The 16,833-nt window shown below is 56.6% G+C and carries 22 protein-coding genes; 15 read left to right on the forward strand and 7 right to left on the reverse strand.

Going from position 1 to position 16,833, the window contains the following annotated elements:
- Positions 1 to 17 precede the first annotated feature (17 nt).
- The 3 genes from CWM54_RS14360 to CWM54_RS14370 are packed head-to-tail and all read right to left on the reverse strand — an operon-like array spanning position 18 to position 2,166.
- The gene (locus CWM54_RS14360; protein ID WP_012542705.1) at positions 18 to 1,409 is read right to left on the reverse strand and encodes a PTS ascorbate transporter subunit IIC; all 1,392 of its coding nucleotides are present in this window, start codon (positions 1,407 to 1,409) and stop codon (positions 18 to 20) included.
- Between the two features lie 20 nt (positions 1,410 to 1,429).
- A complete protein-coding gene (locus CWM54_RS14365) occupies positions 1,430 to 1,717 on the reverse strand; it encodes a PTS sugar transporter subunit IIB (protein WP_061155585.1) in 288 nt (95 codons plus the stop codon).
- A gap of 5 nt (positions 1,718 to 1,722) precedes the next feature.
- Positions 1,723 to 2,166, reverse strand: a complete 444-nt coding sequence (locus CWM54_RS14370; RefSeq protein WP_061155584.1) for a PTS sugar transporter subunit IIA — start codon at positions 2,164 to 2,166, stop codon at positions 1,723 to 1,725.
- A 55-nt stretch (positions 2,167 to 2,221) separates the two neighbouring features.
- Between CWM54_RS14370 and CWM54_RS29285 the strand changes: the two genes are divergently transcribed.
- The gene (locus CWM54_RS29285) at positions 2,222 to 2,332 is read left to right on the forward strand and encodes a hypothetical protein (RefSeq protein ID WP_227509568.1); all 111 of its coding nucleotides are present in this window, start codon (positions 2,222 to 2,224) and stop codon (positions 2,330 to 2,332) included.
- A 180-nt stretch (positions 2,333 to 2,512) separates the two neighbouring features.
- Here the strand turns inward: CWM54_RS29285 and CWM54_RS14375 are convergent, their stop codons facing one another.
- Together CWM54_RS14375 and acpH are read right to left on the reverse strand one after the other, a co-directional pair.
- Positions 2,513 to 3,115: a peroxiredoxin gene (locus CWM54_RS14375; RefSeq protein WP_004178733.1), complete on the reverse strand. Its 603-nt coding sequence runs from the start codon at positions 3,113 to 3,115 to the stop codon at positions 2,513 to 2,515.
- A gap of 127 nt (positions 3,116 to 3,242) precedes the next feature.
- Entirely contained in the window at positions 3,243 to 3,824 is a 582-nt protein-coding gene (gene acpH, locus CWM54_RS14380; RefSeq protein WP_008805369.1) for an ACP phosphodiesterase, read from the reverse strand.
- A 74-nt stretch (positions 3,825 to 3,898) separates the two neighbouring features.
- On the opposite strand from acpH, the gene CWM54_RS28655 reads away from it, so the two are divergent.
- The 8 genes from CWM54_RS28655 to CWM54_RS14415 all read left to right on the forward strand — a co-directional run bounded on the left by CWM54_RS28655 (position 3,899) and on the right by CWM54_RS14415 (position 10,815).
- Entirely contained in the window at positions 3,899 to 4,015 is a 117-nt protein-coding gene (locus CWM54_RS28655) for a hypothetical protein (RefSeq protein ID WP_004218831.1), read from the forward strand.
- Between the two features lie 64 nt (positions 4,016 to 4,079).
- Positions 4,080 to 5,144, forward strand: coding sequence for a tRNA preQ1(34) S-adenosylmethionine ribosyltransferase-isomerase QueA (gene queA, locus CWM54_RS14385; RefSeq protein WP_074386753.1), 1,065 nt, complete (start codon positions 4,080 to 4,082; stop codon positions 5,142 to 5,144).
- Positions 5,145 to 5,253: 109 nt separating this feature from the next.
- Positions 5,254 to 6,381: a tRNA guanosine(34) transglycosylase Tgt gene (tgt, locus tag CWM54_RS14390; protein ID WP_032732595.1), complete on the forward strand. Its 1,128-nt coding sequence runs from the start codon at positions 5,254 to 5,256 to the stop codon at positions 6,379 to 6,381.
- 22 nt (positions 6,382 to 6,403) lie between these two features.
- Positions 6,404 to 6,736: a preprotein translocase subunit YajC gene (gene yajC / locus CWM54_RS14395; protein ID WP_002890398.1), complete on the forward strand. Its 333-nt coding sequence runs from the start codon at positions 6,404 to 6,406 to the stop codon at positions 6,734 to 6,736.
- 26 nt (positions 6,737 to 6,762) lie between these two features.
- Positions 6,763 to 8,610 carry a protein translocase subunit SecD gene (gene secD / locus CWM54_RS14400; protein WP_071839113.1) on the forward strand — a complete coding sequence of 616 codons (1,848 nt, stop codon included), beginning with the start codon at positions 6,763 to 6,765 and terminating at the stop codon, positions 8,608 to 8,610.
- A 10-nt stretch (positions 8,611 to 8,620) separates the two neighbouring features.
- Positions 8,621 to 9,592 carry a protein translocase subunit SecF gene (secF, locus tag CWM54_RS14405; RefSeq protein WP_002890403.1) on the forward strand — a complete coding sequence of 324 codons (972 nt, stop codon included), beginning with the start codon at positions 8,621 to 8,623 and terminating at the stop codon, positions 9,590 to 9,592.
- Between the two features lie 137 nt (positions 9,593 to 9,729).
- On the forward strand, positions 9,730 to 10,095 hold the full coding sequence (locus CWM54_RS14410) for a VOC family protein (RefSeq protein WP_016160371.1): 366 nt from the start codon (positions 9,730 to 9,732) through the stop codon (positions 10,093 to 10,095).
- Between the two features lie 24 nt (positions 10,096 to 10,119).
- Positions 10,120 to 10,815, forward strand: a complete 696-nt coding sequence (locus tag CWM54_RS14415; RefSeq protein WP_100697564.1) for a helix-turn-helix transcriptional regulator — start codon at positions 10,120 to 10,122, stop codon at positions 10,813 to 10,815.
- 42 nt (positions 10,816 to 10,857) lie between these two features.
- On the opposite strand, the gene CWM54_RS14420 is transcribed toward CWM54_RS14415, so the two are convergent.
- Positions 10,858 to 11,742 carry a nucleoside-specific channel-forming protein Tsx gene (locus CWM54_RS14420; protein ID WP_004204836.1) on the reverse strand — a complete coding sequence of 295 codons (885 nt, stop codon included), beginning with the start codon at positions 11,740 to 11,742 and terminating at the stop codon, positions 10,858 to 10,860.
- 300 nt (positions 11,743 to 12,042) lie between these two features.
- Positions 12,043 to 12,582 (reverse strand): DUF3251 domain-containing protein, encoded by a 540-nt coding sequence (locus tag CWM54_RS14425; protein WP_100697566.1) that lies wholly within the window; start codon positions 12,580 to 12,582, stop codon positions 12,043 to 12,045.
- A gap of 147 nt (positions 12,583 to 12,729) precedes the next feature.
- Here CWM54_RS14425 and nrdR point away from each other — a divergent pair, with 147 nt between their 5' ends.
- From nrdR to pgpA, 6 genes are all read left to right on the forward strand, one after another.
- Positions 12,730 to 13,179, forward strand: coding sequence for a transcriptional regulator NrdR (nrdR, locus tag CWM54_RS14430; RefSeq protein ID WP_002890417.1), 450 nt, complete (start codon positions 12,730 to 12,732; stop codon positions 13,177 to 13,179).
- 3 nt (positions 13,180 to 13,182) lie between these two features.
- On the forward strand, positions 13,183 to 14,286 hold the full coding sequence (ribD, locus tag CWM54_RS14435; RefSeq protein ID WP_016160372.1) for a bifunctional diaminohydroxyphosphoribosylaminopyrimidine deaminase/5-amino-6-(5-phosphoribosylamino)uracil reductase RibD: 1,104 nt from the start codon (positions 13,183 to 13,185) through the stop codon (positions 14,284 to 14,286).
- 87 nt (positions 14,287 to 14,373) lie between these two features.
- Entirely contained in the window at positions 14,374 to 14,844 is a 471-nt protein-coding gene (gene ribE / locus CWM54_RS14440) for a 6,7-dimethyl-8-ribityllumazine synthase (protein ID WP_046476205.1), read from the forward strand.
- A 19-nt stretch (positions 14,845 to 14,863) separates the two neighbouring features.
- Entirely contained in the window at positions 14,864 to 15,283 is a 420-nt protein-coding gene (nusB, locus tag CWM54_RS14445) for a transcription antitermination factor NusB (protein ID WP_008805376.1), read from the forward strand.
- Positions 15,284 to 15,356: 73 nt separating this feature from the next.
- The gene (gene thiL / locus CWM54_RS14450) at positions 15,357 to 16,328 is read left to right on the forward strand and encodes a thiamine-phosphate kinase (protein ID WP_100631427.1); all 972 of its coding nucleotides are present in this window, start codon (positions 15,357 to 15,359) and stop codon (positions 16,326 to 16,328) included.
- Positions 16,321 to 16,824, forward strand: a complete 504-nt coding sequence (gene pgpA / locus CWM54_RS14455) for a phosphatidylglycerophosphatase A (protein WP_008805378.1) — start codon at positions 16,321 to 16,323, stop codon at positions 16,822 to 16,824. The genes thiL and pgpA overlap by 8 nt, the downstream gene beginning before the upstream one ends.
- Positions 16,825 to 16,833: the final 9 nt, after the last annotated feature.

Consider the following 16,833-nt stretch of genomic DNA (forward strand, 5'->3'; position numbering starts at 1 on the left):
GGGAAAAATGACGTCGCTTATTCATTTTTCTGCTTCGCCGTGAGCTCCTCATAGCTGAGCGTATCGCCCACCACCCGTACGTGACGGAAACAGAAAGGCGCCAGCAGCGCGACGAGCAGCACCAGACAAATCAGATAGATAGTGACCTGGCCAAACTGGGTGAACGCATTGCCGATGATGATGCCCCATACCGCGAAGTCGAAATCGGCGAAGGTGCTGTTTTCAAACCCGAGATTGCCGAGCGCCGGCAGCAGCATCGCCGGCAGGAAGGCGAGGAAGATCCCACCGATAAAGGAGGCGATGATACATCCGCGCTTACCGCCCAGCTTGTCGGCGAAGACGCCGGACGTGCCGCCGCAGAAGAAGTGCGGCACCATGCCGGGAATAATCAGCGCCATGCCCAGCCCGCCGAGCAAGAGCATCCCGACCAGCCCGCCCACGAAGGAGCTGATGAATCCCACCACCACGGCGGTGGGGCTAAAGGTGAAGAATACCGCGCAGTCAACGGCCGGGATGGAGTCCGGGATCAGCTTCTGGCTGATGCCCTGGAATGCCGGCACCAGATCGCCGAGGATCAGCCGCACACCGTTGTACACAATGGCCACGCCAACGGCGAACTGCAGGCCGGTCAGCACCGAGAAGATCAGCATGTTTTGGTCGGTGATGGTGCTCAGGTATGCCGACCCGGCGACAGCGCTGCAGACAAAGTAGATAACAAACATCACGATACCGGTGGTGACTGTGGTATCGCGCAGAAAGCCCCACTTTTCTGAAATTTCGGTATCCGCGAAGGAGTTTGCCGGATTGCCGGTCCGGCTGGCGATCCAGGCCGAGAGGTAGTAGCCGAGGGAGCCGAAATGACCCATGGCGATCCCACCGTCTTCTGTAACCTGCTTGGTGTAACGCTGACCAATGGCGGGGGAGATGGCCGACCATGATCCCAGCAGGAATCCGCCAATCAGGATCAACATCCAGCCATGGAACTCCGCCGCCTGCAGGACGGCGGAAAACAGGCAGGCGAGAAAGAACGAGTGATGGCCGGTCAGAAAGATATATTTATACTTGGTACAGCGGGCGATAATCAGGTTGAAAATAAAACCTAACAGCAAAATACTCATGGTTTCCACGCCCAGCATCTTCTGGGCGACGGAGACAATGGCTTCATTGTTTGGAATAACACCGCGGATATTAAATCCGGCCTCGATAATACCGCCCAGCGGGTTGAGATTGGCAACGATAACGCCTGCGCCAGCGCTCAACATTAAATAGCCTAGAATCGGTTTTAATGTGCCGGTAAGGAGTTTATTGCCGGGGGAGCGCAGCGCCACTAAACCGACAAAAGCAATCAGCCCCATTAAAAAAGCAGGTTGACTGAATATTTCCGCTAAGAAACTAAGAATAGCCTGCATGGTCGTTCCCTCTATGTTGATTAAGAGTGAGTCGCCGCAATTTTGGTCAGCGCGTCGGTAATATCCTCGGCGATCTTCGCTTTATGGACGTAGCTGCGAATGATGGCGACATGACAGTGGGCCGGAAATTGATTTGCCAGTTCTTTGATCGTGACGTAAAGGTCGGCTTTTTCCCCGACGGCGTTAGCAAAATCGACCGAGGCGACGTCCGCTTTGATACCTAATTCTTCACAGATCTTTTTCACATTATTCGCAGCCATCAATGAACTGCCAATACCGTTACCACAAACCGTTCTGATAACTAACATAATGACTACTCCATTTGTTTTTGGATGAATTGTAAGACTGAATTGACGTCATTTTCCTGCTGAAGGAAGGTCACAATATCTGACTCGATCAGCGAGGCTATCAGTTGGATCATTTTGATATGACTGTCAGCGTCCGCGCCGGCGATAGCGATAATGACGGTAACCGGATCGAACTCATCATGGCCGAAAGTCACTGGCGTGGCGGTGGTGACAAGCGAAAATCCGGTCTGCAATGCCCCTTTTTCCGGTCGGGCATGCGGCATGGCAATCCCGTCATCTATAACGATGGCAGCGCCGAAATCTTCGTATACCGTCAGCATCTCGTTGACATATTCGGCACTGCAAATCTGGCGCCTGGCGAGTAATGAACCCGCCAGTTCGATGGCCTCTTCCGCACGGGAAATATTCTGCTTAAGGGCGATTAACGTCGGGTCAAAAATAATCTCCATTCTCTGCTCCTGAACGTATTCCTGTTCCTGAGTAAAATCATGACTAAATACATTGATGAAAATGATGGATGAGATCACATCCGGGGTTTTAAATATTGATGGCGATCACATCGGCAGGAAAGTACCGGCAGAAAACGATATAAATAATTTATATATTTTTCAGTAGATTATGCAGGTTGTGTATTTAAACGCTGAAATTTGACAGAGAAAAAGTGAGAGGTAGGGCGAATTTTTTCGGCAGAAGTGTATTGCTGGTCACAATTATCGGCGGGTCATTTTCTTAAATTTTGACGCCGTTAACAAAAAAGGCCCGCCTGAGCGAGCCTTTTATAAAAACGCGTGCCGATTACAGGCTGGAGACGTTTTCGGTCAGGTATTTTGCAACGCCTTCCGGAGAGGCAGCCATACCTTCTTTTCCTTTTTCCCACTGCGCCGGGCAGACTTCGCCGTGCTCTTCGTGGAACTGCAGCGCGTCGACCATGCGCAGCATTTCGTCGATGTTACGGCCCAGCGGCAGGTCGTTAACCACCTGGTGGCGTACCACGCCGTTAGCGTCGATCAGGAAGGAGCCGCGCAGCGCTACGCCTTCGTCCGGATGCTCGATACCGTAAGCTTTCTGGATTTCACGTTTGATGTCAGCAACCATCGCGTATTTAACCGGGCCGATACCGCCCTGGTCTACTGGGGTGTTACGCCATGCGTTGTGAACGAACTCGGAATCGAAGGATACGCCAACGACTTCTACGCCGCGTTTCTGGAATTCTTCGTAACGTTTGTCGAACGCGATCAGCTCAGACGGGCAAACGAAGGTGAAGTCCATCGGCCAGAAGAACAGAACGGTAGGTTTACCGTTGGTGTGCTGTTTGAAATTGAATTTCTCAACGATCTCACCATTACCCAGCACAGCGGCTGCAGTAAAATCCGGCGCTTGACGAGTGACCAGAACCATTTGATTCTCCTGTAATTACTAAGGTTATTTGGAACGCAACGCGGGCAAGTATAGAGCCTGCCCGGCAATAACACAAAGAGGCGCTAACAATCGTTCAGCCAGCTTTTACCTATCAATGACGCAACGATTACAGCTGTTTGTTTTCTGCCAGGCGCATCATCTGCGGATAAAAGCGCCAGAACTGCCCCTCCAGCTGGTCGTAGTGGGTATCCAGATCCTGCCAGGAGTCGCGTAGGGCGTCGAGACGCGGACGGCGGCTGGCCATGCCGTTAAGCACGCGCTGAATAAAATCCATCTCCTGATAGCGCTCCAGCCAGCGCTCCGACCACAGGTACTGATTCAGATTGACGAAGCGTGGCGGCGAGTCGGGCAGGATGGGGACGATCTGCTGCTCGGCGTAGCGCACGAACTCGTCCAGCGGCAGGTCAGGGGAGAGCTGCGCCCAGTGCTGCGACAGGAAATGATCCCACATGACATCGAGGGTGATGGGGGCGACGCGACGGGTCTGCGGGCGAAACCACTCCCGCGCCTCTTTGACTTCCGCCAGATTGTCAGTCATCACGTCAATCCGGCGATGCATATAGATGCCGTCGATGATCTCCGCCGGATAGTCGCCCTGCGGGTTGCCGCGCACAAAATCGGCCATCAGGTTGCCGGGCAGCGAACTGTCGGCGAGATGGGCCAGGTGCAGGTGGGCGAGAAAATTCATAAAACGACATCCTTTAAATACGAGCGGGCGGGTGGAATCACCGATGTCGCGCTGAACGGCGCCTCGGTGACCGAATGGCATGCTGTCTGGCCGCGCGCGGCACCTTTGCCACCGGTAAGGCATTCGGCTGCCGCATGGCGGCATTCGGAATGATTTGGAATATAGATTATGTCATTCATCCGGAGGGGTAAAGGTTGCAGGCGGAACGCCCCGGCACTAGACTACCCGCCTCTTTATTCAGTCTGAGTTACCGTCATGCGCGTTACCGATTTTGCTTTTGAACTACCCGAATCCCTGATTGCCCACTATCCGATGCCTGAGCGCAGCAGCTGCCGCCTGCTCTCCCTGGACGGGCCGACGGGCGCGCTGACGCATGGCACCTTCACCGATATCCTCGATAAGCTCAATCCGGGCGACCTGCTGGTGTTTAACAATACCCGGGTGATCCCGGCGCGTCTGTTCGGTCGCAAGGCCAGCGGCGGCAAGATTGAAGTGCTGGTGGAGCGGATGCTGGATGATAAGCGCATCCTGGCCCATATTCGCGCCTCGAAAGCGCCGAAACCAGGCGCCGAGCTGCTGCTGGGCGATGACGAGAGCATTAAGGCCACTATGCTGGCGCGTCATGGCGCGCTGTTTGAAGTGGAATTTAACGACGAGCGTCCAGTGCTGGAGATCCTCAACGGGATCGGCCATATGCCGCTGCCGCCCTACATTGATCGTCCTGACGAAGACGCCGACCGCGAGCTCTATCAAACCGTTTACGGCACCAGGCCGGGCGCGGTAGCCGCCCCGACCGCCGGTTTGCATTTCGACGAACCGCTGCTGGACAAACTGCGCGCCAAAGGCGTTGAGATGGCGTTTGTCACCCTGCACGTGGGCGCGGGGACCTTCCAGCCGGTGCGCGTCGACAGCATTGAAGAGCACACCATGCACTCTGAATATGCGGAAGTGCCGCAGGAGGTGGTCGATGCGGTGCTGGCGGCGAAAGCGCGCGGCAACCGCGTGATTGCGGTAGGCACTACCTCGGTACGCTCGCTGGAGAGCGCGGCGCAGGCGGCGAAAGACGCGCTGATCGCGCCGTTCTTCGACGATACGCAGATTTTCATCTACCCGGGTTATCAGTACCAGGTGATCGATGCGCTGGTGACCAACTTCCATCTCCCTGAATCCACACTGATTATGCTGGTGTCGGCGTTTGCGGGTTATCAGCACACCATGAACGCCTATCAGGTGGCGGTTGAGCAGAAATATCGCTTTTTTAGCTACGGGGATGCGATGTTTATCACGTACAATCCGCAGGCTATTTCTGAGCGTCCCTGAAAAGGCCGGCCCGCCGGCTTTTTGGACGCCATGACGCATTTTTTAGCCACGGAATCATTCCGTGGCGAGTATGAAAACGTCGGACTGTTTTTCTGACGCAGGAGCAAGCATGAAATTTGAACTGGATACCACCGACGGTCGCGCCCGCCGCGGTCGCCTGGTGTTTGAGCGCGGCGTGGTGGAAACACCGGCCTTTATGCCCGTTGGCACCTACGGCACCGTCAAAGGGATGACGCCGGAAGAGGTGGAAGCCACCGGCGCGCAGATTATTCTCGGCAACACCTTCCACCTGTGGCTGCGCCCAGGTCAGGAGATCATGAAGCTGCACGGCGATCTGCACGATTTTATGCAGTGGAAAGGACCTATCCTTACCGATTCCGGCGGCTTCCAGGTATTCAGCCTTGGCGATATTCGTAAGATCACCGAGCAGGGCGTCCACTTCCGCAACCCGATCAACGGCGATCCGATTTTCCTCGATCCGGAAAAATCGATGGAGATTCAGTACGATCTCGGCTCCGATATCGTGATGATCTTCGACGAGTGTACACCGTACCCGGCGGACTGGGATTACGCCAAGCGCTCGATGGAGATGTCTCTGCGCTGGGCCAAGCGCAGCCGTGACCGTTTCGATGGCCTCGGCAATAAAAACGCGCTGTTTGGCATCATTCAGGGCAGCGTTTACGAAGATTTACGTGATATCTCGGTGAAAGGTCTGGTAGAGATTGGCTTTGATGGCTACGCTGTCGGCGGTTTGGCGGTCGGTGAGCCGAAGGAAGACATGCATCGCATTCTGGAGCACGTCTGCCCGCAGATCCCGGCCGATAAGCCGCGATACCTGATGGGCGTCGGGAAGCCGGAAGATCTGGTGGAAGGGGTACGTCGCGGTATCGATATGTTCGACTGCGTCATGCCGACGCGCAACGCGCGTAACGGCCACCTGTTCGTCACCGACGGCGTGGTGAAAATCCGCAACGCGAAGCACAAAAGCGATACCGCACCGCTGGACGCCGAGTGTGATTGCTATACATGTCGCAATTATTCACGCGCTTACTTGCATCACCTCGACCGTTGCAACGAAATATTGGGCGCGCGTCTCAATACCATTCATAACCTGCGCTACTATCAGCGTTTAATGGCTGGTTTACGCAAGGCTATCGAAGAGGGTAAATTAGAGAGCTTCGTGACCGATTTTTACCAACGTCAGGGGCGCACCGTGCCTCCTTTGAACGTTGATTAATTTTAATAATGAGGGAATTTCAATGAGCTTTTTTATTTCTGATGCGGTAGCGGCAACGGGTGCACCGGCGCAGGGCAGCCCGATGTCTCTGATTCTGATGCTGGTGGTGTTCGGTCTGATTTTTTACTTCATGATCCTGCGCCCACAGCAGAAGCGTACTAAAGAGCACAAGAACCTGATGAACTCCATCGCCAAAGGTGATGAAGTGCTGACCAACGGCGGTCTGGTCGGTCGCGTGACCAAAGTAGCGGAAACTGGCTACATTGCTATCGCGCTGAACGATACCACTGAAGTGGTTATCAAACGTGACTTCGTTGCTGCCGTTCTGCCGAAAGGCACCATGAAGGCGCTGTAATCTAACTTTTCCCAAAGGGAACTGCCGTGTTAAACCGTTATCCTTTGTGGAAGTACGTCATGCTGGTCGTCGTCATTGTCGTCGGCCTGATCTATGCGCTTCCCAACCTGTATGGTGAGGATCCGGCTGTTCAAATCACTGGCGCGCGCGGCGTCGCCGCCAGTGAGCAAACGCTGATCCAGGTCCAGAAAACTTTACAAGAAGAAAAAATAACCGCGAAGTCTGTGGCACTGGAAGAGGGCGCTATTCTTGCGCGCTTCGACACCACTGATACCCAGCTGCGTGCGCGTGAAGCGCTGCTTACCGTGCTGGGTGACAAATACGTCGTGGCGCTAAACCTTGCTCCGGCAACCCCACGCTGGCTGGCGGCGATGTATGCCGAGCCAATGAAGCTGGGTCTTGATCTGCGCGGCGGCGTGCACTTCCTGATGGAAGTCGACATGGACACCGCGTTAGGCAAACTGCAGGAACAGAACATCGACAGCCTGCGCAGCGAACTGCGTGACAAAGGCATTCCTTACGCGACCGTGCGCAAGGAAGACAACTACGGTCTGAGCATCGTCTTCCGCGACAGCGCGGCGCGCGACCAGGCTATCTCTTATCTCAGCCCTCGCCATCGCGATCTGGTGATTTCCTCTCAGGGTGACAACAGCCTGAAAGCGGTGATGACCGATGAGCGCCTGAAAGAAGCCCGTGAGTACGCGGTTCAGCAGAACATTAACATTCTGCGTAACCGTGTGAACCAACTGGGCGTCGCCGAACCGCTGGTTCAGCGTCAGGGTGCTGACCGCATCGTGGTTGAGCTGCCGGGTATCCAGGATACCGCGCGGGCGAAAGAGATCCTTGGCGCAACCGCGACCCTCGAGTTCCGTCTGGTCAATACCAACGTGGACCAGTCCGCCGCCGCCTCTGGCCGCGTGCCGGGCGACTCGGAAGTGAAAGAGACGCGTGAAGGTCAGCCGGTGGTGCTGTACAAGCGGGTGATCCTGACCGGTGACCATATCACCGACTCGACCTCCAGCATGGATGAGTACAACCAGCCGCAGGTCAACATCTCGCTGGACAGCGCGGGCGGTAATATCATGTCTAACTTCACCAAGGACAATATCGGCAAGCCGATGGCGACCCTGTTCGTGGAGTATAAAGACAGCGGTAAGAAAGATGCTAACGGCCGCGCTATCCTGGCGAAAGAGGAAGAGGTGATTAACATCGCCAACATCCAGTCGCGTCTGGGTAACAGCTTCCGTATCACCGGTATCAACAACCCGAACGAAGCACGCCAGCTGTCGCTGCTGCTGCGTGCCGGTGCGCTGATTGCGCCGATTCAGATCGTCGAAGAGCGGACTATCGGCCCAACCCTCGGTATGCAGAACATCAAGCAGGGCCTGGAAGCGTGTCTGGCCGGTCTGGTGGTCTCTATCCTGTTCATGATCTTCTTCTACAAGAAGTTCGGTCTGATTGCGACCTCGGCGCTGATTGCCAACCTGGTGCTGATTGTCGGCATTATGTCCCTGATCCCGGGGGCGACGCTGACCATGCCGGGCATCGCGGGTATCGTATTAACCCTTGCGGTGGCGGTCGATGCTAACGTTCTTATCAACGAACGTATCAAAGAAGAGCTGAGCAACGGGCGTTCCGTTCAGCAAGCGATTGACGAAGGTTATCGCGGCGCGTTCAGCTCGATCTTCGATGCCAACGTGACGACGCTAATCAAAGTGATCATCCTGTACGCCGTCGGTACTGGTGCCATTAAAGGGTTTGCGATTACCACCGGTATCGGTATCGCGACCTCAATGTTTACCGCTATCGTCGGCACCCGTGCCATCGTGAACCTGCTGTACGGCGGCAAGCGCGTTAAAAAGCTGTCTATCTGAGGAGTGCGTTGTGGCACAGGAATATACTGTTGAACAATTGAACCACGGCCGTAAAGTCTGGGACTTTATGCGCTGGGACTACTGGGCCTTCGGCATTTCAGGTTTTCTGCTGATTGTGTCGATTGCCATCATTGGCGTCCGCGGCTTTAACTGGGGGCTCGATTTCACCGGTGGTACGGTGATCGAAATTACCCTTGAGAAGCCGGTCGATCTGGACCAGATGCGCGATTCCCTGCAGAAAGCGGGCTTTGAAGAGCCGCAGGTGCAGAACTTTGGCAGCAGCCGCGACATCATGGTACGTATGCCGCCGGTGCATGACGCCAACGGCAGCCAGGAGCTGGGCAGCAAGGTCGTGACGGTGATTAACGAATCGACCAGTCAGAATGCGGCGGTGAAGCGAATTGAGTTTGTCGGCCCGAGCGTCGGCGCGGACCTCGCGCAAACCGGCGCCCTGGCGCTGATTGCGGCGCTGGTCTGTATCCTGATCTACGTCGGCTTCCGCTTCGAATGGCGTCTGGCCGCCGGGGTGGTTATTGCCCTGGCGCACGACGTGGTGATCACCATGGGCGTACTGTCGCTGTTCCATATCGAAATCGACCTGACCATCGTGGCCTCGTTGATGTCGGTTATCGGCTACTCGCTGAACGACAGTATCGTGGTATCGGACCGTATCCGTGAAAACTTCCGTAAGATCCGCCGCGGTACGCCGTACGAGATCTTTAACGTGTCGTTGACCCAGACGCTGCACCGTACCTTGATCACCTCCGGGACTACCTTGATGGTGATCCTGATGCTGTTCCTGTTCGGTGGCCCGATTCTGGAAGGCTTCTCGCTGACCATGCTGATCGGTGTCTCCATCGGTACGGCTTCTTCTATCTACGTCGCCTCTGCGCTGGCGTTGAAACTGGGTATGAAGCGCGAGCATCTGATCCAGCAGAAGGTCGAGAAAGAAGGGGCGGATCAGCCGTCTATTCTGCCGTAATACGGTTCAGTTGTGATAAAGCAATCCCGGCCCAGGTGGCCGGGATTTTTTTTGTCCGCGATAAAACCTGCTGACAGTATGCTGTCAGGAGCCCTCCCATACACTACTTCTGAACTCACTAACGAGCAGGAGGAAGTATGAATAACGTGATTAACTGGTTTGAAATTCCGGTCGCCGATATGGATCGCGCCGTCGCGTTTTATGAGCCGGTGATGCAGGTGACGCTGCGTCGCGAAACCATGGACTGCGCCGAACTGGCGGTGTTCCCGCATCAGGATCCGGCCCCTGGCGGCGCGCTGGCCAAATTTGAGGGTATCGCGCCTTCAGCGCAGGGCGCTATTATTTACCTGCATACTGACCATCTTGCCGCCACGCTGGACCGCGTTGCCTCGGCGGGTGGGGCGTGTGTTTTCGGGCCGCTGACGCTGCCGAATGATATTGGCACCATCGCGCTGTTTACTGACAGCGAGGGCAACCGCGTCGGCCTGCACCAGCCGGCTTAACCTAAACTTTTTGTGAAGTGAGACATGACCCGACGCGCCGACCGTTTATTTCAGATTGTGCAGATCCTGCGCGGCAGGCGGCTCACTACCGCCGCGCTGCTGGCGGAGCGGTTGGGCGTGTCGGAGCGCACTGTGTATCGCGATATTCGCGATCTCTCCCTCTCCGGCGTGCCGGTGGAGGGCGAGGCGGGGAGTGGTTATCGCCTGCTGTCGGGTTACGATCTGCCGCCGCTGATGCTGACCACCAAAGAATCCGAAGCGCTGATCGCCGCGATTCGGCTGCTGAAAACCTGGGGTGGTGAGGCGCTGTCGCAATCACTGGAATCCGCCCAGGAGAAGATGCTGGCGATTCTGCCGGAAGCGCGCCGGCGCCAGGCGGAGCAGACCCGCCTGTTTGCCCCCGATCTCGGCGCCCATCGTTATGCCAAAACCTATTTTGACGTCATTCATCAGGCGGTCTCCGGTCAGCAGGTGCTACAGCTGCGCTATCAGGATGAGTCTGGCCGGGTGACCGAGCGCGACGTGCTGCCGCTGGGGCTGTTTTTCTGGGGGGAGCGCTGGCTGCTGGTGGCCTGGTGCGAGCTGCGTAATGATTATCGTAACTTTCGCCTCGACCGCTGTCTGGCGGTCAGGGCGACCGAGCGTCGATTCAGCGAGTGTGCCGATCGCTCATTAAGCGATTTTCTGCGCAAGGTGCGGTGCGACGTGTGGGAGAAATAAAAACGCCCGGGTGGCCCGGGCGCTGTGTTGCCGTATCAGCAATTAGAAGTTGTAACCGACCACGAAGTAACCACCCCAGCCGGTCGAGCGGACGCTGAAATCGCCATCGCCGAAGTTCAGCTTGGCATCGTCAGCCCACTGGCCGCCGTTATGGAAGTAACGGGCCACCACCGAGTAGTGCCAGTGCGCGTAGTTCAGCGCCAGGATGTGGCTGGAGGCGATGGAGTTGCTGGTGCGCGCGTGCTTCCCGTTCAGATCGTAGAAGTTGTCATCGCCGAGGTCAGAACCCCAGTCGAAGTTGGTGAAACCGATGTAGCTCAGCGAGCCGCCCCACAGGTCGGTCAGTGGCACGAAGTATTTCACTTTGAAGCGGTAGCCGTCCCACTCGTTTTCGTTGGACGCGCCGTAGTTCTGCCACTGGTATTTGGCGTAGACGTTCAGTGACAGGCTCATCGGCAGGCCGGTATCAATATCGGTACCCAGACCCATATACCAGGTGCTCTGCTCCTGAGAATCGTTGCGGCCCATATCGTAGATATAGTTGTTCGCGAAGTACCACTCTTTGAACGGCCCGAAGCTCAGATCGGTGTTGGTCAGCTTATCGATAGAGAAACGCGGTTCGATCTCCATAAACAGCGGCGAGCCGTTGTTCCAGATACCTTTTGCCGTGCTGTTGCCGCCGAAGAATACCGGAGCATCGATATAACCGTAGAAATCAAACCAGTCTTTTTTGGCGAACGCTTCATATTCCAGGTAGGTATCGTTACGGATCTGCGGTCCAAAACGGGTGTGATAGCTGCCCACCACGTTAACACTCTGGTGCCACCAGTCAGACAGGTACTGCGGTTTATCGTTTTCTGCCGCGCCCGCAGTAAAAGAAGTGGAGAGCGCCACAACCGCACCCGCTGCCAGTAATGTTTTTTTCATAGTAATGCCACTGTTTAATTTGAGCCTGAAGGCGTTAAAAGAAGTGCCGAAGCGTTTCTAAATATTTCGTCTTTCTGTGGGGGTCTATTATAGGAATCATTGCTCACAAAAATACGTGTTGTTTCACATAACCAGAACATGCGTAATCGATTGCGTTCACGATTCTATGCATTTCTTGACAAAATGCTACTGAAAATCGCGGGGCAGAACGATTTCTAATGAACTCTTGTGAAAAGTTGTAAGTGGATAAGAAAGGCGGGGCAGGACGTCGCCGGGCAGGGGCTGGCCCGGCGTGAAGGCTTACTGTGCGGCGGCGGGCTGGATATCGTGGACGCGAATAAAACCAACTTTGTCCGGCGTCACGTTCAGGCGCAGCGGGATATCCACATCGCTGGGGGCGAGGATGCTGGCCGGGGCGCTAATCAGCTGATCCTGAACATTGATTTCCTGATAGCTGTGGGTGGTGCCGGTGATCTGCCCGGAGGCGACGGTGGCGGTAAAGGCCGGCAGCGGATCGTTGGATTCACCCTGAATGCGTAAAGTCAGGCGTGACCCGTCGCCATCCGGCGTAATGCTGCCCACCGACATGCGCAGGGTGCCGATCTGGCTCTCCAGCCGCGCCGGGGTTTTGGCCTCCGGCAGCAGATAGACGCCGCGGGTGGATTTCGCGTTCAGCGCATTTTGCTGGGTGATTTTAATCGTTTGCTGATTAAGCTGGGTCATCTCCTGGCTCAGCGTACTCACGCTCTGGTGCATCTGGCGGACTTCGCTTTGCTGGGCGCAGGCGCTCAGGGTGAACAGGCTGCCAACGATGGCGAGTTTCAGGTAACGTCTTGTCATGGTCAGGATTCCGTTTGCAGAGGATGCTTAATGGTAGCCAAACCGCCTGCCTCTCCCATAGATCCTTTGTCTCAAAAGCTCTTTCTTTGTAGTCAGGTCACTTCGCGGTAAACTACCCTTCAGTTTAACTACCTGTCAGGACGCGCTATGCATTGCCCTTTCTGTTTCGCCGTGGATACCAAAGTGATCGACTCTCGTCTGGTGGGGGAAGGCTCTTCTGTGCGTCGCCGTCGGCAGTGTCTGGTCTGTAACGAACGCTTTACTACCTTCGAAGTGGCGGAGCTGGTGATGCCCCGGGTGGTGAAGAGTAACGATGTGCGCGAACCCTTCAATGAAGACAAGCTGCGCAGCGGGATGCTGAAAGCGCTGGAGAAACGCCCGGTTAGCGCCGATGACGTGGAAATGGCGGTCAACCATATCAAAACCCATCTGCGTGGCACCGGTGAGCGCGAAGTGGCGAGCAAAATGATTGGCAATCTGGTGATGGAGCAGCTGAAGAAGCTCGATAAGGTCGCCTATATTCGCTTCGCTTCCGTCTATCGCAGCTTCGAAGACATCAAAGAGTTCGGCGAAGAGATCGCCCGTTTACAGGACTAAGCCATGCAGGACGAAATGTACATGGCGCGTGCGCTTAAGCTTGCCGCGCGCGGTCGCTTTACCACCCATCCTAACCCTAACGTCGGCTGCGTCATTGTGAAAGACGGCGAGATCGTCGGCGAGGGCTTTCACTATCGCGCCGGCGAGCCGCACGCCGAAGTGCACGCGCTCCGCATGGCCGGCGAAAAGGCGCAGGGCGCCACCGCCTACGTCACCCTTGAGCCCTGCAGCCACCATGGCCGTACGCCGCCATGCTGCGATGCGCTGATTGCCGCCGGCGTCAGCCGCGTGGTGGCGGCGATGCAAGACCCAAACCCGCAGGTGGCGGGGCGCGGTCTGTATCGTTTGCAGCAGGCCGGTATTGACGTCAGCCACGGGCTGATGATGAACGAAGCGGAAGCGCTGAATAAGGGCTTCCTGAAGCGGATGCGCACCGGTTTTCCCTGGGTGCAGCTGAAGCTGGGGGCCTCGCTGGACGGCCGCACGGCGATGGCCAGCGGTGAAAGCCAGTGGATCACCTCCCCGCAGGCACGACGCGACGTGCAGCGTCTGCGCGCCCAGAGTCATGCGATCCTCACCAGCAGCGCCACCGTGCTGGCGGACGATCCGGCGCTGACCGTGCGCTGGCAGGAGCTGAGCGCCGATACCCAGGCGCTTTATCCCGAAGAGAATTTGCGCCAGCCGCTGCGCGTCGTCATCGACAGTCAGAACCGCGTCACGCCTGAGCACCGTATTGTGCAGCAGGCAGGAGAAACGCTGTTTGCCCGCCTGCGCGCAGATGAGCGCCAGTGGCCGGAAAGCGTTCGTACGCTGCTGGTGCCGGAACATAACGGCCATCTCGATCTGGTGCTGCTGATGATGCTGCTCGGCAAACAGCAGGTGAACAGCGTCTGGGTGGAGGCGGGAGCGACGCTCGCCGGGGCGCTGCTGCAGGCTGGCCTTGTCGACGAGCTTATCGTCTATATTGCGCCTAAACTGTTAGGCAATGCGGCGCGTGGATTATGTGCGCTGCCGGGGCTTGAAGAACTGAGCCAGGCCCCCCATTTCAAATTCAATGAGATACGTCAGGTTGGCCCGGATGTCTGCCTGCATTTAACCACTGCGTGAGGCTTTCCTGATTATTAGGAAGCAGCGCTCAGAATAATATGATAAAATCCGCCCCCCTTGCGGGGCACATGAACCCGAAGGAAGAGTATGAACATTATTGAAGCTAACGTTGCTACCCCGGACGCTCGCGTCGCCATCACCATTGCGCGTTTCAACAACTTTATCAATGACAGCCTGCTGGAAGGTGCGATTGACGCCCTGAAACGCATTGGTCAGGTAAAAGATGAAAACATCACCGTTGTTTGGGTTCCAGGCGCGTATGAGCTGCCGCTGGCGGCTGGCGCACTGGCGAAAACCGGTAAATATGACGCGGTGATCGCGCTGGGTACGGTGATTCGCGGCGGTACTGCCCACTTCGAATATGTGGCTGGCGGTGCCAGCAATGGCCTGGCGCATGTCGCTCAGGAGAGCGAAATCCCGGTAGCCTTTGGTGTTCTGACCACTGAAAGTATTGAACAAGCCATCGAGCGCGCTGGCACCAAAGCCGGTAACAAAGGCGCAGAAGCTGCGCTGACCGCGCTGGAAATGATTAACGTATTGAAAGCCATCAAGGCCTGATTTTTGTAAGGGGAATTCCGTGAAACCTGCTGCTCGTCGCCGCGCCCGTGAGTGTGCCGTCCAGGCGCTCTACTCCTGGCAGTTGTCCCACAACGACATCGCTGATGTCGAATACCAGTTCCTGGCGGAACAGGACGTAAAAGATGTTGATGTTCTGTATTTCCGTGAACTGCTGTCCGGAGTGGCGACTAACAGCGCGTACCTCGACGGCCTGATGAAGCCCTACCTGTCCCGTCAGCTGGAAGAGCTGGGCCAGGTGGAAAAAGCGGTGCTGCGTATCGCGCTGTTTGAGCTGTCCAAACGTGATGACGTACCGTATAAAGTGGCCATCAATGAAGCTATCGAACTGGCGAAAACCTTCGGCGCTGAAGATAGCCATAAGTTCGTCAACGGCGTGCTGGACAAAGCGGCTCCGGTAATTCGTCCCCGCAAAAAGTAAACGCCAGGCCGGGCTTTGCAGGATCTCATCCAGCGAACCCGGCCTTATTTTTTTCTTTGCTGAGGCATAACGTATGGCATGCGGCGAATTTTCCCTGATTGCCCGTTATTTTGATCGCGTTAAAAGCGCCCGCCTTGATGTTGAAACCGGCATCGGCGATGACTGCGCGCTCCTGAATATCCCCGAGAAAAAAACGCTGGCAATCAGCACCGACACCCTGGTGGCGGGCAATCACTTTTTACCCGATATCGACCCTGCCGACCTCGCTTATAAAGCGCTGGCGGTGAACCTGAGCGACCTCGCGGCGATGGGCGCGGAACCGGCGTGGCTCACGCTGGCGCTGACCTTGCCGGAGGTGGATGAAACCTGGCTGGAAGCCTTCAGCGACAGCCTGTTTGTCCAGCTGGACTATTACGATATGCAGCTGATTGGCGGTGACACCACCCGTGGCCCGCTCTCCATGACGCTGGGTATCCACGGTTTTGTGCCGCCGGGACGCGCCATGAAACGCGCTGGCGCGAAGCCAGGGGACTGGATCTATGTCACCGGCACTCCGGGAGACAGCGCCGCCGGCCTGGCCGTGTTGCAGAACCGGCTGACGGTGGATGAACCGTCTGACGCCGACTACCTGCTGGCCCGTCATCTGCGGCCGATGCCGCGCGTGCTGCAGGGCCAGGCGCTGCGTGACCTGGCGACATCGGCTATCGATCTTTCCGACGGCCTGATTTCCGATCTGGCCCATGTTCTTAAAGCCAGCGGCTGCGGCGCGCGCATCGATCTCGATGCCATGCCGTATTCCGACGCGATGCTGCGCCAGGTGGAGCCCGAGCAGGCGCTGCGCTGGGCGCTCGCCGGCGGGGAAGATTACGAACTGTGCTTTACCGTACCGGAGCTGAACCGAGGGGCGCTGGACGTGGCTCTCGGCCATCTTGGCGCGCGTTTTACCTGTATCGGACAGATTGCGCCGGAGAGCGAAGGGCTGCAATTTATCCGCGACGGTAAGCCGGTCGCGCTTGATTTAAAGGGATACGATCACTTTGCGTAGTCGAGACGAGGCGCTACGCCGCCTGAGCATGCGTAACCCGTGGCATCTGCTGGCGACTGGCTTTGGCAGCGGCTTAAGCCCGGTGGTCCCGGGGACGATGGGGTCGCTGGCGGCGATCCCATTCTGGTATCTGATGACCTTTCTCCCCTGGCAGCTCTACTCGCTGGTGGTGATGATGAGCATCTGTATTGGGGTTTATCTTTGCCATCGTACGGCCAAAGATATGGGCACTCATGACCACGGCAGTATTGTCTGGGATGAGTTTGTCGGGATGTGGATCACCCTGATGGCGCTGCCGACGCTGGACTGGCAGTGGGTGGCCGCCGGCTTCGTGATTTTCCGTATCTTCGATATGTGGAAGCCGTGGCCGATTCGCTGGTTTGACCGCAATATTCACGGCGGAATGGGGATTATGGTCGACGATATCGTCGCCGGCGTGATCTCGGCCGGCGTGCTGTATGTCATTGGCCATCACTGGCCCATCGGTCTGCTTTAATCGTCTCTC

The organism is Klebsiella sp. D-Nf1, from assembly GCF_002810515.1.
Lineage (GTDB): Bacteria > Pseudomonadota > Gammaproteobacteria > Enterobacterales > Enterobacteriaceae > Klebsiella > Klebsiella variicola.

Excerpts from the sequence above, each read along its gene's own strand:
- acpH (WP_008805369.1), bottom strand. The coding sequence starts at position 3,824 with ATGAATTTTCTCGCCCACCTGCACCTGGCCCATCTCGCCGACAGTTCG.
- CWM54_RS28655 (WP_004218831.1), top strand. The coding sequence starts at position 3,899 with ATGGCATGCTGTCTGGCCGCGCGCGGCACCTTTGCCACCGGTAAGGCA.
- yajC (WP_002890398.1), top strand. The coding sequence starts at position 6,404 with ATGAGCTTTTTTATTTCTGATGCGGTAGCGGCAACGGGTGCACCGGCG.
- CWM54_RS14415 (WP_100697564.1), top strand. The coding sequence starts at position 10,120 with ATGACCCGACGCGCCGACCGTTTATTTCAGATTGTGCAGATCCTGCGC.
- CWM54_RS14360 (WP_012542705.1), bottom strand. The coding sequence starts at position 1,409 with ATGCAGGCTATTCTTAGTTTCTTAGCGGAAATATTCAGTCAACCTGCT.
- CWM54_RS14365 (WP_061155585.1), bottom strand. The coding sequence starts at position 1,717 with ATGTTAGTTATCAGAACGGTTTGTGGTAACGGTATTGGCAGTTCATTG.
- ribE (WP_046476205.1), top strand. The coding sequence starts at position 14,374 with ATGAACATTATTGAAGCTAACGTTGCTACCCCGGACGCTCGCGTCGCC.
- CWM54_RS14425 (WP_100697566.1), bottom strand. The coding sequence starts at position 12,582 with ATGACAAGACGTTACCTGAAACTCGCCATCGTTGGCAGCCTGTTCACC.
- tgt (WP_032732595.1), top strand. The coding sequence starts at position 5,254 with ATGAAATTTGAACTGGATACCACCGACGGTCGCGCCCGCCGCGGTCGC.
- CWM54_RS29285 (WP_227509568.1), top strand. The coding sequence starts at position 2,222 with ATGAAAATGATGGATGAGATCACATCCGGGGTTTTAAATATTGATGGC.
- CWM54_RS14375 (WP_004178733.1), bottom strand. The coding sequence starts at position 3,115 with ATGGTTCTGGTCACTCGTCAAGCGCCGGATTTTACTGCAGCCGCTGTG.
- CWM54_RS14420 (WP_004204836.1), bottom strand. The coding sequence starts at position 11,742 with ATGAAAAAAACATTACTGGCAGCGGGTGCGGTTGTGGCGCTCTCCACT.
- thiL (WP_100631427.1), top strand. The coding sequence starts at position 15,357 with ATGGCATGCGGCGAATTTTCCCTGATTGCCCGTTATTTTGATCGCGTT.
- queA (WP_074386753.1), top strand. The coding sequence starts at position 4,080 with ATGCGCGTTACCGATTTTGCTTTTGAACTACCCGAATCCCTGATTGCC.
- nrdR (WP_002890417.1), top strand. The coding sequence starts at position 12,730 with ATGCATTGCCCTTTCTGTTTCGCCGTGGATACCAAAGTGATCGACTCT.
- CWM54_RS14370 (WP_061155584.1), bottom strand. The coding sequence starts at position 2,166 with ATGGAGATTATTTTTGACCCGACGTTAATCGCCCTTAAGCAGAATATT.
- ribD (WP_016160372.1), top strand. The coding sequence starts at position 13,183 with ATGCAGGACGAAATGTACATGGCGCGTGCGCTTAAGCTTGCCGCGCGC.
- CWM54_RS14410 (WP_016160371.1), top strand. The coding sequence starts at position 9,730 with ATGAATAACGTGATTAACTGGTTTGAAATTCCGGTCGCCGATATGGAT.